This window comes from Mycobacterium sp. E1747 (genome assembly GCF_001667775.1).
Classification (GTDB): domain Bacteria; phylum Actinomycetota; class Actinomycetes; order Mycobacteriales; family Mycobacteriaceae; genus Mycobacterium.
Window position 1 is genome coordinate 1 of the sequence record NZ_LZJI01000050.1, and the last position, 13,773, is coordinate 13,773.

Here is a 13,773-nt window from a genome sequence, read left to right on the forward strand (position 1 = left end):
TCCCTCCGGCGCGCGCGGTGAGGAGCAGATCGGGGGGGCCTATAATGTGCTGCACTCGCAGGGCATCGGCGCCTGGCCGGTCTGCGGACGCCGCGGCTGACCATCGCACCAATATGTTGTGCCGGGCCTTGGGCCCGGCACTACTTATCTGCGGGTCCGGTAGCGTCGGGCGCGTGACCGCAGCGCAGCGCGAGTTCGACATCGTGTTGTACGGGGCGAGCGGCTTCGTCGGGAAGTTGACCGCCGAGTACCTGGCACGGACGGGGCCGGGCGCGCGGGTGGCGCTGGCCGGCAGGTCACCCGAGCGGCTGCGGGCCGTCCGCGACACACTCGGCGAGTCCGCGCAGTCCTGGCCGCTGATCGCCGCCGACGCCTCGTCGCCGACGACGCTGAACGAGATGGCGGCCCGCACCCAGGTCGTCATCACCACGGTCGGCCCCTACACCCGCTACGGGCTCCCGCTGGTGGCCGCCTGCGCCGCGGCGGGGGTGCGTCCGGCGCCCCGGCGGGCGCCGTGTTGGGGTCGAAGCCCGTCGGCTCCGCCGTGGCGGTGGCCGAAGGGATGGTCACGAGGGTGCCCGTGACCGCGGCAAGAACGAGCGCCTTACGGACGTTGTCCAATATCATTCCTTTCGCGGTGCGCGCGCGCCAAAGCAAGCCCACGGGGGTGGGCTGACGGTTTTTGGTTGGTGCGGAAACCTGCTTCGGAACGTGCCGGCTTGTCCTGGCACGACAGCGGTGGGCTCGAGTCGCCCGGCGGGATTGCTACCACCGGCCACGGACGCACTTCGCCGTCCGCGGCGCCGCTCACACGCGGGTCCGTGATTCTGTTTTCAGTTACTCTTCCGTAACCCGTTGCGGGCTAACAGGGACCGTACGAGACCCAGCCGCATTCGTCATCTTCACAAAACGGACATCTCGTTTCGGTAACGGGGAAATCACGGCGCAATCCCACCGTCATTTTGGCAGGTCAGCCGGAGGATTCCGGCGAGTACCCCGCAATCGCAAATACTTTCAAATCGTGAGCCGAATCACGCCCATTTTGTGAACTGGCCCACGTATTTGCGCTGGCAGGTTAACGCCCGTTGCAGCCCCGACTAGCTGGCACCCGACGAGCGAAGCAGCGTACCCTACAACAAGTTACGCGCGCACGCCACGCGCCACTCTCGTTCGGGGGGATGAATTGCTTTGTGCTGCTGGTTAACTGGCGTCGTTCCAATAGCGCGCTGCGCGGCCGGGGCATCAGCGGCGGCACGATGCGAGGGTTCTCCGATTATGTTTACCCACAACGCGTTTCGATACCCGTGAGCGGCTGGCGGCCCACTATTGTCTCGTGATTGACAGGACCGGACGGCGTCAAATCGTTGCCCGGTTTCGGCCTGGCGGATTTGCCCGCGAGCTTATGAGATGTCGGGACGTGTGAAATGACCCGACCAGCGCCAGCAGTGGAGTGGCGATTATGGGATACCGAAAACTGCGGCGTCCCAACAGATCACGGGCGGGGCCTGCAATGGCTCACCGTCGGCCGACTATTTGGTGCAGCGGGAAGCGAAGCTTGTTCTTATGTCGAATTCATTCACGAATTCTCACGCGATTGAGCTGCGAACGGCGCGGCCGCAAAGCGGGTCAGGTGCGTTACCGCGCGATGGCGCGTAGCTCGGCGTCGGTGTTGACGTTGGTCAGCGACTGCGAATCCGACGTCACGACGCGCTGAGCATCCGATGCGTCCACCAAGGCGCGCATCTTGCGCTCGCCGGCGGCCACCAACGCGTCCGCACGGTCGGCCAGGTCGGTCCGGTACACCGCGGCAAGATAGTGGTCCTGGCCGTCCCACGGCAGCACCACCTCCGCGCCGGTCTCCAGCGCCCGGCGGGCGAGATCATCGATGAGTTCGACCGCCAGGAAAGGCATGTCTACGGCGCAGACGAAGGCGAGCCTGGCTCCGGCGTCGGCCGCGGCGCGCAGCGCCCGCCCTGTCGCCGGCAGCGGCCCAAGCCCGCGCAGTTCGTCGCGCATCACCCGAGCCTGCAGTTGGGGCAACGGCTGCCCCTGGGCGGCCATGACGAGCACCGGGTCGCAGCGCTGTTGGAGGACGCCGACGACGTGCTCGACCATTGTGGCCGCGCCGGAACCAGCGGATCCGGGTAGCGGGAGGTTGGCCTTGTCGCGACCCATGCGTTGCGAGGCGCCGCCGGCCAGGACAACCCCGGCCAGTGAAATCGTTTCGCTCACGTCAGTCGACGGTCCAGGTGTCGCGGCCACGCAGCAATGATTGCAGAGCCGCGTCGTCGAACGGCTTCGAGGCCCGGGCGGTTTCCACCTGGGAGCGTGCCGCGTCGTCGTACGTGGGGCGGCTGACGTCCCGGAAGATGCCTAGCACCGTGTGATCGAGATTCTGATCGGACAGCCGGGACAGCGCGAACGCGTAGGCCGAGTCGTCGGTGTGCGCGTCGTGCACCATGATCTCGTCGACGGACACGTCGGCGGTCTTGGCGAACTCGAGGCCGAAGCCGGACTTCACCACGCAGTATTCGCCGTCGGCGCCGAAGGTGATCGGCTCACCGTGGCGGACGTTGATCACCCGCTCCTCGGCGCCCTCCTTGCGCAGCACGTCGAAGGATCCGTCATTGAAAATCGGGCAGTCCTGCAGGATTTCGACCACGGCGGCACCCCGGTGCTCGGCCGCGGCGCGCAACACCTCGGTGAGCCCGTTGCGGTCGGAGTCCAGGGCGCGGCCGACGAAGGTCGCCTCGGCGCCCAGCGCCAGCGACACGGGGTTGAACGGGTGGTCCAACGACCCCATCGGGGTCGACTTGGTGACCTTGCCGACCTCCGACGTGGGCGAGTACTGGCCCTTGGTCAGCCCGTAAATCCGGTTGTTGAACAACAGGATTGTGATGTTGACGTTGCGGCGCAGCGCGTGGATCAGGTGGTTGCCGCCGATCGACAACGCGTCGCCATCACCGGTGACCACCCACACCGACAGGTCCTCACGGGCCAGGGCCAGACCGGTGGCAATCGCCGGGGCGCGGCCGTGGATCGAGTGGAAGCCGTAGGTCTCCAGGTAGTACGGGAAGCGGCTCGAGCAGCCGATGCCGCTGACGAACACGATGTTCTCGCGGCGCAACCCCAGCTCGGGCAGGAAGTTGCGAATGGTGTTGAGGATGACGTAGTCACCGCAGCCCGGGCACCAGCGGACCTCTTGATCACTGGTGAAGTCCTTGCCCTTCTGCGGCTGATCCGTGGTAGGCACGCCGTCGTTCTTCTTCAGCCTCGGCGTCAACCCGAGGTCGGCGCCCGCGAGATTTCCCATCAGGTCGGTCATTCGCTAGCTCCTGCTCCAACCGTCGCTGCCGCCATTCTGGCGACCATGGCCTTGTCCTGCTCGATCTCGGCCAGCGTGCCGCCGAGCGCGGCGCGGATTACGCGCCCGATCTCGTCCGCCAGGAACGCGACGCCCTGGACCTTGCTGACTGATTGCACGTCCACCAGGTACTTGCCGCGAAGCAACAGCGCCAGCTGGCCGAGGTTCATCTCCGGGCACACCACCATCGGGTAGCGCCGCAGCACTTCGCCGAGGTTCGCCGGGAACGGGTTCAGGTAGCGCAGGTGCGCGTGCGCCACCTTGACGCCCTTGCGCCGCGCGCGCCGGCAGGCCTCACCGATCGGGCCGTACGAGCTGCCCCAGCCGATCAGCAGCAACTCGGCGTCTCCGGTCGGATCGTCGACCTCGAGATCGGGAACCGAGATGCCGTCAATCTTGGCTTGCCGCAACCGAACCATCAGGTCGTGGTTGACCGGCTCGTAGGAGATGGCGCCCGATCCGTTGGCCGCTTCCAGGCCGCCGATGCGGTGCTCGAGGCCGGGGGTCCCGGGAACGGCGAATTGGCGAGCGAGGGTCTCCGGGTCGCGGTTGTACGGCTGGAACGGCTCGTCCGGCTTGGCGAAGACGTGCTCGATCGGCTGCAGCGTGCCCACGTCGGGAATCCGCCACGGTTCCGAACCGTTGGCGATCGCGCCGTCGGACAGCAGGATCACCGGCGTGTGGTACGAGACCGCGATGCGCACGGCCTCGATCGCGGTTTCGAAGCAGTCGGACGGCGAGCGCGGCGCCAACACGGCAACCGGCGACTCCCCATTGCGGCCGTACAACGCCTGCAGCAGGTCGGCCTGCTCGGTCTTGGTGGGCAGGCCCGTCGAGGGGCCGCCGCGCTGAACGTCGATGACCAGCAACGGCAATTCCGTCATCACCGCAAGGCCCAGCGCTTCGGACTTCAGCGAAATCCCGGGACCCGACGTGCTCGTGACACCGAGGGCACCGCCATACGAGGCGCCGATCGCGGCGCAGATGCCGCCGATCTCGTCCTCGGCCTGGAAGGTGATGACGTTGAAGTTCTTGTGCTTGGACAGCTCGTGCAAGATGTCCGACGCCGGCGTGATCGGGTAACTGCCGAGCACCACCTGGATGCCGGCCAACTGACCCGCCGCGACGATGCCGTAGGCCATCGCGGTGTTGCCGGAGATCTGCCGGTATTCGCCGGACGGCAGCGTCGCCCGCGAAACCTCGTAGGTGGTGCCGAACGCCTCGGTCGTCTCGCCGTAGTTCCAGCCCGCCTTGAGCGCCAACACATTTGCTTCGGCGATGTCGGGCTTGCGGGCGAACTTCTCCCGAATGAACTTCTCGCTGGTCTCGATCGGCCGGCCGTACATCCACGACAGCAGGCCGAGCGCGAACATGTTCTTGGCGCGCTGGCCGTCTTTCTTCGACGCGCCGATCGTCTCCACGGCGCCGAGCGTCAGGGTGGTCATGGCGACGGAATGCACGACGTAATCGGACAACTCGTCGGACTCGAGGGGGTTCGTGATGTAACCCACCTTGGTGAGATTGCGCTTGGTGAACTCGTCGGAGTTAGCGATCACCATGCCGCCGCGGGGCAGGTCGCCCAGGTTGGCCTTGAGCGCCGCCGGGTTCATCGCGACGAGCACGTCCGGGCGGTCACCGGCGGTCAGGATGTCGTAGTCGGCGATCTGGATCTGGAAGGACGAGACGCCGGGCAGGGTGCCTGCGGGCGCGCGGATTTCGGCGGGATAGTTCGGCTGGGTCGCCAGGTCGTTACCGAAAAGCGCCGCCTCGGACGTGAACCGGTCGCCGGTCAGCTGCATGCCGTCGCCGGAGTCCCCGGCGAAGCGAATGACGACTTGTTCCAGGCGCTGACGGTCGGATCCGTTCCGGCGAGCGGACTCTCCCCCGGACGACCCGTTGTGAGAATCAGACCCGGCTCCGCTGCCGTTCGGATCCACGTATCCGCCTTCCATTCGTTATCCGGATAGGCACTTCGCTGGAGTTTGGGTTACGCGCCAAGAGAATGGTGTCCCCGCGCCCTCGAGCTGTGTGTCACTGCAAGTACCAATTATGGCACTTCTCTAAGGGGTATATGAGCGCCTCGGGTGCATTACCGATCAAAGCTTCGGTGCAAAAAGCCCAAGTCAGGGCCGGAATGATCTTGCTGAGGCCAAAAACTGTGTTATTAGTCACGTCGGCGGGGCGGCGGCTTCGAGTTCGGTTGGCGCCGTTCCCGGCAACGCGACCAGGCCGGCAACGGCGAGCGTTCCCAAGACGGCGAAGCCGATCAGCAGGACGTTGAGCAGTCAGCGCGCGAGTCAGCCGGCGCGGTACGGGGCTGTCGGTTTCAGCGGCACGCGGATTTAGTATCCGAGAAGGGGCGGCCTCCCGACCGCCGGGGTGTCAGGCGCTCTTGTCGCGACGCTCGGTGCGCGACGGCTTGCGCGGCACGATCGTCGGCAGCACGTTGTCCTGCACGGTCTCCTTGGTCACCACGACCTTGGCGACGTCGTCGCGGCTCGGGATGTCATACATCACCGGCAGCAGGACTTCCTCCATGATGGCCCGCAGGCCGCGAGCGCCCGTGCCGCGGTGGATGGCCTGATCGGCGATCGCCTCCAACGCGTCATCGGTGAACTCGAGCTCGACGCCGTCCATCTCGAACAGCCGGGTGTACTGCTTGACCAAAGCGTTCTTCGGCTCGGAGAGGATCTTGACCAACGACTCGCGGTCCAGGTTGGTCACCGAGGCGACGACCGGCAACCGCCCGATGAACTCGGGGATCAGGCCGAACTTGATCAGGTCTTCGGGCATGACCTCGGCGAAGTGATCGGTGGTGTCGATCTCGGCCTTGGAGCGCACCTCCGCGCCGAAGCCCAGGCCGCGCTTGCCGACGCGTTCGTAGATGATCTTTTCCAGCCCGGCGAACGCCCCCGCGACGATGAACAGCACGTTGGTCGTGTCGATCTGAATGAACTCCTGGTGCGGGTGCTTGCGGCCGCCCTGCGGGGGAACCGACGCCTGCGTGCCCTCCAGGATCTTCAGCAGGGCCTGCTGCACGCCCTCGCCGGAGACGTCGCGGGTGATCGACGGGTTCTCGCTCTTGCGGGCGATCTTGTCCACCTCGTCGATGTAGATAATGCCGGTTTCGGCCCGTTTGACGTCGTAGTCAGCGGCCTGAATGAGTTTGAGCAGAATGTTTTCCACGTCCTCGCCGACGTATCCGGCTTCGGTCAGCGCGGTGGCGTCGGCGATGGCGAACGGCACGTTGAGCATTTTGGCGAGCGTCTGGGCCAGGTAGGTCTTGCCGCAGCCGGTGGGGCCGAGCATCAGGATGTTGGACTTGGTCAGCTCGACCGGCTCGTGCCGGGAGTCACGACCCTTCTCCCCCGCCTGGATCCGCTTGTAGTGGTTGTAGACGGCGACGGCCAGCGTCCGCTTGGCGGTGTCCTGCCCAATGACATAGCCCTCCAAGAACTCCCGGATTTCAACGGGCTTGGGCAGTTCATCGAGTTTGACGTCGTCGGCGTCGGCCAACTCCTCTTCGATGATCTCGTTGCAGAGGTCGATGCACTCGTCACAGATGTACACACCGGGACCAGCAATGAGCTTCTTGACCTGCTTTTGGCTCTTCCCGCAGAACGAGCACTTCAGCAGGTCACCGCCGTCTCCGATGCGCGCCATGGTGCTGAGGGCCTACTTCCTTTTCGCCGTTCGTCTAGCTGTGCCGCATGTATCCCCCGACGCTACCCGCTAGATCGGGCCCGACGCGACCATTAGGGCCGAATCGCGTCGGTGGTATTCATGCGCGTCCGTCTTGATGAAACATATAGCCAGACGGCGCCCGTCACTCGCGAAGGACGCGCTTTGCGTGTCTTTGGCGTGTCGCGGTCGTTACCCGACCGAGGCTGGTGCACCGCCCGATTACCACTTCCGCCGGGGAAGCCGGCCCCACCGAAGCCGGGGCAGATCCCCAAGAAATCACCCTACAGTGGCCGGGTGGGATTGGCTCCGATCAGCGGATCGGTACTGATCAGTCGCGGTCGGCGTCAATTGCTATGCGCCCGAGAACGTCCTGGGGGTGATCGGCTACCCGAACAGCGGCGAGCGGTACAACGGGCGGGGTGGGGCCGGGCCGCGCGCCTTCTCCGCGTCGCTCGCCGCGCAATGGGCGGGGGCGAGCATCGTCGGTGGCTGTTGTCGTGTGCGGCCGGCCGACATCGCCGGGGTTCGCCGAGCGTGTCGTCTGGGCGAGAAATCAGCCGAAATCTCGCCGTGAGTGCCCGCTCGCGAACGCTACGCGGTCTGCGCGGAGAGCTTCCGGTACTCCAGCACGGTGTCGATGATCCCGTAGTCCTTGGCCTCTTCCGCGGTCAGGATCTTGTCCCGGTCGGTGTCCTTGCGGACCGTCGCGGCGTCCTTGCCGGTGTGGCGGGCCAGGGTGGTCTCCATCAGTGTGCGCATCCGCTCGATCTCGGCGGCCTGGATCTCCAGGTCGGAGAACTGGCCCTGGATCACGCCCTGAAGGGACGGCTGGTGGATCAACACCCGAGCGTTGGGCAGCGCCATCCGCTTACCGGGAGTCCCCGCGGCCAGCAGCACCGCCGCGGCCGAGGCGGCCTGACCAAGGCACACCGTCTGGATGTCCGCGCGCACGTACTGCATGGTGTCGTAAATCGCCATCAGTGAAGTGAAGCCGCCGCCGGGCGAATTGATGTACATCGTGATGTCGCGGTCGGGGTCCAGCGACTCCAACACCAGTAGCTGCGCCATGATGTCGTTCGCCGAAGCGTCGTCGACCTGGACGCCGAGGAAGATGATGCGCTCCTCGAACAGCTTGTTGTAGGGGTTGGACTCCTTGACGCCGAAGCTGGAGTGCTCGATGAACGACGGCAGGATGTAGCGCGCCTGCGGCTGAATGGGGTGCTGGGTGCTCACTGGGCTTCTCCGTTGGTGATGTGGGCGGCGCGGGTGATGATGTGGTCGACGAATCCGTATTCGAGGGCCTCCTGGGCGGTGAACCAGCGGTCGCGGTCGGAATCGGCCTCGATGCGTTCGATCGACTGCCCGGTGAATTCGGCGTTCAGCCGGAACATTTCCTTCTTGATGACGTGGAACTGCTCGGCCTGAATGGCGATGTCGGCCGCGCTGCCCGTTACCCCACCCAGCGGCTGGTGCATCAGGATGCGGGCGTGCGGCAGCGCGAAGCGCTTGCCCTTGGTGCCGGCCGCGAGCAGGAACTCGCCCATCGAAGCCGCCATGCCCATCGCATAGGTGGCGATGTCGCAGGGCGCCAGCACCATGGTGTCGTAGATGGCCATCCCGGCGCTGATCGATCCGCCCGGCGAGTTGATGTACAGCGAGATGTCTTTGTCGGCGTCCTCGGCGGCGAGCAACAGGATCTGCGCGCACAGCCGGTTGGCGACCTCGTCGTTCACCTCCGAACCCAGGAAGATGATGCGCTCGGAGAGCAAGCGCTCATAGACCGAGTCCGTGAGGTTGAGCCCCTGCGAGGGCGAACGCATGTCAGACACGACTGGGTTACCTGCTTTCTTTCAGTTCTTCTATGCACCGACACTAACCAACCGAGCCCACGGTTTCGCGCCCACGCTCCCCCTCAATCGGGCGCTTTCGCTCACAGCGTCAAGACCGCTCACTCCGCCTCGTCGCCGGAGCCTTCGGTTTCCAGGACCTCGTCCTCGGCCGCGTCGGCTTCCTCCGAGCGCTTGCCGAAGAACTCCTCGGTGTCGACCGTGTTGCCGCTGGTGTCGGTGACCGTCGCTGCGCGCACCACCTCGGCGATGGCCAGCCCGCGCCGCACGTCGGCGAACATCGCCGGCAGCTGGTTGTTCTCCTGCAGGTAGCCGAGCAGCTGCTGCGGCTCGATGCCGTACTGGCGAGACGTCGCCACCAACCGCTCGGTCAGATCGTCCTGGCCCACCTGGACCTCGAGCTGGTCGGCCAGCGCGTCCAGCAGGAGCTGCCTCCTGACGTCGGTCTCCGCGGCGGTGCGCGTCTCGGTCTCGAACTCTTCGCGCGTCTTGCCCTGTCCGGCGAGCGCCTCTTCCAGCTTGGCCTCGTCGTGGTCGAGGCCGTGCAGCGCGCCATGAATGGTGCTGTCGTACTGCGCCTGAACGATCGCCTCGGGAAGCGGCACGTCGACCTGCTCGAGGAGCGTGTCCAGCGCGGCGTTGCGGATCTGGTCGGCCTGCTGGGCGCGCTTCACCCGCGCGACCTGGTCGCGCAGGTTGGAGCGCAGCTCCTCGATGGTGTCGAACTCGCTGGCCAATTGGGCGAACTCGTCGTCGGGTTCGGGCAGCTCCCGCTGCTTGATCGACTTGACCGTGACCGTCACCTGCGCGTCCTTCCCGGCATGTTCGCCGGCCGCCAGCTGCGCGGTGAACTCCCGGGACTCGTCCACCGACAGACCGATCAGGGCGTCGTCGAGACCCACGATCAGCCGGCCGGACCCGACCTCGTGGGACAGGCCTTCGGCCGAGGCACCCGGCACCTCTTCGCCGTCGATGGTGGCCGACAGGTCGATCGAGACGAAATCGCCGTCGGCGACAGGTCGGTCGACCCCGGTCAGGGTGCCGAATCGGGCGCGCAGCGACTCGAGTTCGGCGTCGACGTCGTCGTCGCTGACCTCGACCGGATCCACCGAGATGGTCAGCGCACTCAGGTCGGGAAGCTCGATCTTCGGGCGGATGTCGACTTCGGCGGTGAACGCCAGCTCCTGGCCGTACTCCTTCTTGGTCACCTCGATCTCGGGCTGACCGAGGGGTTGCACTTCGGACTCCACCACTGCCTGCCCGTAGCGCGCGGGCAACGCCTCGTTGACGACCTGGTCAAGCAACGCCTCGCGGCCGAACCGGGCTTCCAGCAGCTTTGCCGGCGCCTTGCCGGGGCGGAAGCCGGGCAGCCGCACCTGCTTGGCCAGCTCGCGGTAGGCGCGCTGGAAGTCGGGCTCGAGTTCGGCGAACGGCACCTCCACGTTGATGCGGACCCGGGTGGGGCTCAGCTGCTCGATGGTGCTCTTCACGGGGGTGCTCCTCGGTGGTCGTTCCTGGCGTTCGTTGGCCGTGTGCATGCGGCACGGGTGGTGCTGGTCGGGGTGACAGGATTTGAACCTGCGGCCTTCCGCTCCCAAAGCGGATGCGCTACCAAGCTGCGCTACACCCCGCGCTGACCTCGATGATCCTAAGGCCCCGCGGCGCCGGGTTGACCACAGGCTTCGCGACGACCTCGCAGACCCTCACGGAGCGATCACAAGACCGCGTCGATTAGATTTGATCTCCGTCGACAGCTACAGTCACGCTCGACTAACACATGCGGGCGTAGCTCAATGGTAGAGCCCTAGTCTTCCAAACTAGCTACGCGGGTTCGATTCCCGTCGCCCGCTCTGGATCACGGATCTGCTCCAAGGAAAGGCGCCATGAGCGACCTAAAAACGGACGCGGCAATCCAAGGTTCATGCGCGCCGGACTTCGTCGGAGTGCGCGAGGCGTTCGAGCGCAATTTCCTGGCCGGCGACGAAGTCGGCGCGGCCGTCGCCGTGTGGGTCGACGGCACGCTCGTCGTCAATCTCTGGGGCGGCTGGGCCGACGCCGCCCACACGCGGCCCTGGCGGCAAGACACCCTGACCACGGTGTTGTCCGGCACCAAGGGCCTGTCGGCCACCTGCGTGCACCAGTTGGCCGACCGCGGCGAACTGGACCTGCAGGCCCCGGTCGCCCACTACTGGCCCGAGTTCGGGCAGGCGGGCAAACAAGACATCACGCTGGCGATGGTGATGAGCCACCGCTCCGGGGTGATCGGCCCCCGCACCCGGCTGCGCTGGGAGGACGTGGCCGACTGGGACTTCGTCTGCGCGCAGCTGGCCGCCGCCGAACCCTATTGGAAGCCGGGCACCGCCCAGGGCTATCACATGACCACCTTCGGCTTCATCCTCGGCGAAGTGTTCCGGCGCGTCACCGGCCGCACCATCGGCCAGTACCTGCGCACCGAGATCGCCGAACCGTTCGGCGCCGACGTGCACATCGGGTTGTCACTGGCCGAACAACGCCGCTGCGCCGAACGCGTCAACAAGCCGCACGCCCGCGACCTGCTGGCCGACGCGCAGGCCCCCGGCTACCCGACCAGCCTCACCGAACATCCCAAGGCCGCGCTGTCGATCTCGATGGGCTTCGCCCCCGACGACGAGCTCGGCTCGCACGACTTGCGGCTGTGGCGCGAACTCGAGTTCCCCGGGACCAACGGGCAGGTCTCGGCCCTGGGCTTGGCGACGTTTTACAACGCGCTGGCGCAGGAGAAGGTGCTCAGTCGCGGGCACATGGAGCTGGTGCGGGAATGTCAGGGCGGGCTGGACACCGATCTGGTGCTGGGGCCGCGGGTGGCCGACCACGGGTGGGGCCTGGGTTACATGCTCAACCAACGCTGCGTCAACGGGCCCAATCCCCGGATCTTCGGCCACGGCGGCCTGGGCGGGTCCTTCGGCTTCGTCGATCTGGAACACCGGATCGGCTACGCGTACGTGATGAACCGCTTCGACGCGACCAAGGCAAACGCGGACCCGCGCAGCCTCGCCTTGAGCAACGAGGTCTACGCGGCGCTCGGCGTCATCTAGCGCTCACGACAACGCGCCCCGCCGGTTCGCGGCGCGCGTTGTCGTTGCGCGGATCAGGGGTGCCAGCCGGGCGGTCCGGGCGGCCCGGGCGGGCCCCATGGCCCAGGCGGCGGTGGCGGACCGGGGTGCCCCCACCCCGGAGGTCCCGGCGGCCCCCCACGCCAGTCGTGGCAGCTGTTCCAGTCCCAGTTGTTGCCCCAGCCCGGATCCCAAAACTCACCCGGGCACCACTGCGGGAAGGGTCCGGGATGCGCTGCCGCTTCAGTAGCGACGCCCAAGCCCGCCAGCCCCAACCCACCGATCGCGAGAGCCGTTGCGGCCAAACGAGGAATTGTTTTCATAACCTAACTAATACCCCGGTGACGGCCGTGCCTAAACAGTAGACGCGAATGCTTCTTGGCGAGCGGCGTCACTTCTGGCAGGTGGGGCACCAAAAGACGTTGCGACCTTCCAAAACGGCCGTGCGGATCGAGTCCCCGCAGACCCGGCAGGCCTCGCCGGCGCGCCGATACACGTAGGTCCTGGGTCGCCCGGCCCGGTAGGACGGCGGCCCGTGGTCGTGTTCGGGCCGCACGACGACGATCTTTCCGCGGCGGAATCCGACCTTCATCAGCGCCACCAGATCGGCCCACACCGCATCGAACTCCGCCTCGCCGACGTCTCGGCCCGGGCGGAACGGATCGATGTTGTGGCGGTAGAGCAGCTCGTTGCGGTAGACGTTGCCCACTCCCGCCATGATGGTCTGATCCATCAGCAAGGCACCGATAGGCCTGCGGGACTTCGCAATTCGGTTCCATGCCCAGGACGGGTCGGCGTCGTTGCGCAGCGGGTCGGGGCCGAGCTTGGCCAGGACGTCGCAGACCTGACCCTCGTCTATCACCTCGCAGACGGTAGGTCCGCGCAAGTCGGCGCCGTAGTCGGCGCCAACCATGCGCATCCGCACCTGCCCGACCGGTTCCGGAAGGACCGCCTCGCGTGGCCATTCGGTGAAGGCCCCGTACAGGCCGAGGTGGATGTGCACGATCGGCCCGCCGTCGTAGTGGTGGAACAGGTGTTTGCCCCAGACACTGGTGCGGCGCAGCACGCGGCCGTCCACCACGGCCGAGTCGCCGAAACGGCCCTGCGGGCTGGACACCGCAACGGGCGCGCCACCGAACCGGCGCTGGTGCAGCCGGGCCAACCGGTGCAGGGCATGCCCTTCGGGCATGGCTTACGCCGGCGCGCCAGGCACGGGCGGCGCCTGGTGGGTGCGTTCGTATTCGGCGAGGATGTCGATACGCCGTTGGTGGCGTTCGGCTTTCGACCACTGCGCGCTCAGGAAGGCATCCACGATGGCCAACGCCTCCTCGACGGTGTGCATGCGGCCGCCGATGCCGATCAACTGGGCGTTGTTGTGTTCGCGGGCGAGCGTCGCCGTCTCGACGCTCCACGCCAGCGCGCAGCGAGCGCCCGGCACCTTGTTGGCCGCGATCTGCTCGCCGTTACCGGACCCGCCCAGCACGATGCCCAGGCTGTCCGGGTCGGCCACCGTGCGGGTCGCCGCGGCGATGCAGAACGCGGGGTAGTCGTCCTCGGCGTCGTAGGTGAAGGCGCCACAATCGATCGGCTCGTGCCCGGACCCTTTGAGGTGCTCGATGATGTGCTGCTTGAGCTCGAATCCGGCGTGGTCAGAGCCGAGGTAGACGCGCATGCCCGCCATCCTTACACAGCCGGCGCCGCGGCGATGGCGAGCGCGGCGGTGGGAGACTCCCCAGCTCCGCGGGCCCCCAGCCGCTCGCGGTGACCGGGCTCCGCGGGTCGCCGC

10 protein-coding genes, 2 tRNA genes and 3 pseudogenes are annotated in these 13,773 nt (G+C 66.7%); 5 read left to right on the forward strand and 10 right to left on the reverse strand.

The features are described from left to right. Both A5695_RS05355 and A5695_RS05360 read left to right on the forward strand, forming a co-directional pair. Positions 1-100 (forward strand): annotated as a pseudogene (locus A5695_RS05355) (transglycosylase family protein); the annotation flags it as partial. A 73-nt stretch (positions 101-173) separates the two neighbouring features. Next, positions 174-488: pseudogene (locus A5695_RS05360) on the forward strand (saccharopine dehydrogenase NADP-binding domain-containing protein); the annotation flags it as partial. Positions 489-1,635: 1,147 nt separating this feature from the next. Here A5695_RS05360 and mobA read toward each other — a convergent pair. The 4 genes from mobA to clpX all read right to left on the reverse strand — a co-directional run bounded on the left by mobA (position 1,636) and on the right by clpX (position 7,027). After that, a complete protein-coding gene (gene mobA, locus A5695_RS05365; RefSeq protein WP_068079082.1) occupies positions 1,636-2,232 on the reverse strand; it encodes a molybdenum cofactor guanylyltransferase in 597 nt (198 codons plus the stop codon). Position 2,233: 1 nt separating this feature from the next. Further along, positions 2,234-3,325, reverse strand: coding sequence for a 2-oxoacid:ferredoxin oxidoreductase subunit beta (locus tag A5695_RS05370; RefSeq protein WP_068079084.1), 1,092 nt, complete (start codon positions 3,323-3,325; stop codon positions 2,234-2,236). Next, entirely contained in the window at positions 3,322-5,301 is a 1,980-nt protein-coding gene (locus tag A5695_RS05375; RefSeq protein WP_156749472.1) for a 2-oxoacid:acceptor oxidoreductase subunit alpha, read from the reverse strand. Before A5695_RS05375 ends, A5695_RS05370 begins: the two co-directional genes overlap by 4 nt. Positions 5,302-5,746: 445 nt before the next feature. Further along, on the reverse strand, positions 5,747-7,027 hold the full coding sequence (clpX, locus tag A5695_RS05380) for an ATP-dependent Clp protease ATP-binding subunit ClpX (RefSeq protein ID WP_055400128.1): 1,281 nt from the start codon (positions 7,025-7,027) through the stop codon (positions 5,747-5,749). 352 nt (positions 7,028-7,379) lie between these two features. Between clpX and A5695_RS27260 the strand changes: the two are divergent. Then, a pseudogene (locus A5695_RS27260) lies at positions 7,380-7,622 on the forward strand (homocysteine S-methyltransferase family protein); the annotation flags it as partial. Between the two features lie 17 nt (positions 7,623-7,639). Here A5695_RS27260 and clpP2 read toward each other — a convergent pair. From clpP2 to A5695_RS05400, 4 genes are all read right to left on the reverse strand, one after another. Further along, positions 7,640-8,281 (reverse strand): ATP-dependent CLP protease proteolytic subunit ClpP2, encoded by a 642-nt coding sequence (gene clpP2, locus A5695_RS05385; protein WP_067275408.1) that lies wholly within the window; start codon positions 8,279-8,281, stop codon positions 7,640-7,642. After that, positions 8,278-8,868: an ATP-dependent CLP protease proteolytic subunit ClpP1 gene (gene clpP1, locus A5695_RS05390; protein ID WP_067917131.1), complete on the reverse strand. Its 591-nt coding sequence runs from the start codon at positions 8,866-8,868 to the stop codon at positions 8,278-8,280. The genes clpP2 and clpP1 overlap by 4 nt, the downstream gene beginning before the upstream one ends. A gap of 128 nt (positions 8,869-8,996) precedes the next feature. After that, positions 8,997-10,385: a trigger factor gene (gene tig, locus A5695_RS05395; RefSeq protein WP_068079088.1), complete on the reverse strand. Its 1,389-nt coding sequence runs from the start codon at positions 10,383-10,385 to the stop codon at positions 8,997-8,999. Positions 10,386-10,449: 64 nt separating this feature from the next. Further along, positions 10,450-10,526, reverse strand: a tRNA-Pro gene (locus A5695_RS05400). A gap of 148 nt (positions 10,527-10,674) precedes the next feature. Here A5695_RS05400 and A5695_RS05405 point away from each other — a divergent pair. Next, positions 10,675-10,745: transfer RNA gene (locus tag A5695_RS05405), tRNA-Gly, on the forward strand. Between the two features lie 33 nt (positions 10,746-10,778). Beyond that, complete coding sequence (locus A5695_RS05410; RefSeq protein WP_068079090.1) at positions 10,779-11,969, forward strand: serine hydrolase domain-containing protein; 1,191 nt, start codon at positions 10,779-10,781, stop codon at positions 11,967-11,969. 409 nt (positions 11,970-12,378) lie between these two features. Here the strand turns inward: A5695_RS05410 and A5695_RS05415 are convergent, their stop codons facing one another. Continuing rightward, positions 12,379-13,176 (reverse strand): Fpg/Nei family DNA glycosylase, encoded by a 798-nt coding sequence (locus A5695_RS05415; protein ID WP_068079092.1) that lies wholly within the window; start codon positions 13,174-13,176, stop codon positions 12,379-12,381. 3 nt (positions 13,177-13,179) lie between these two features. Next, the gene (locus A5695_RS05420) at positions 13,180-13,659 is read right to left on the reverse strand and encodes a ribose-5-phosphate isomerase (RefSeq protein WP_068079113.1); all 480 of its coding nucleotides are present in this window, start codon (positions 13,657-13,659) and stop codon (positions 13,180-13,182) included. Between the last annotated feature and the right edge of the window lie 114 nt (positions 13,660-13,773).

What these genes read in the sequence shown, in the direction of transcription:
- clpX (WP_055400128.1), bottom strand. Translation starts at nt 7,027, where the DNA reads ATGGCGCGCATCGGAGACGGCGGTGACCTGCTGAAGTGCTCGTTCTGC.
- A5695_RS05410 (WP_068079090.1), top strand. Translation starts at nt 10,779, where the DNA reads ATGAGCGACCTAAAAACGGACGCGGCAATCCAAGGTTCATGCGCGCCG.
- A5695_RS05370 (WP_068079084.1), bottom strand. Translation starts at nt 3,325, where the DNA reads ATGACCGACCTGATGGGAAATCTCGCGGGCGCCGACCTCGGGTTGACG.
- A5695_RS05420 (WP_068079113.1), bottom strand. Translation starts at nt 13,659, where the DNA reads ATGCGCGTCTACCTCGGCTCTGACCACGCCGGATTCGAGCTCAAGCAG.
- clpP1 (WP_067917131.1), bottom strand. Translation starts at nt 8,868, where the DNA reads ATGCGTTCGCCCTCGCAGGGGCTCAACCTCACGGACTCGGTCTATGAG.
- A5695_RS05415 (WP_068079092.1), bottom strand. Translation starts at nt 13,176, where the DNA reads ATGCCCGAAGGGCATGCCCTGCACCGGTTGGCCCGGCTGCACCAGCGC.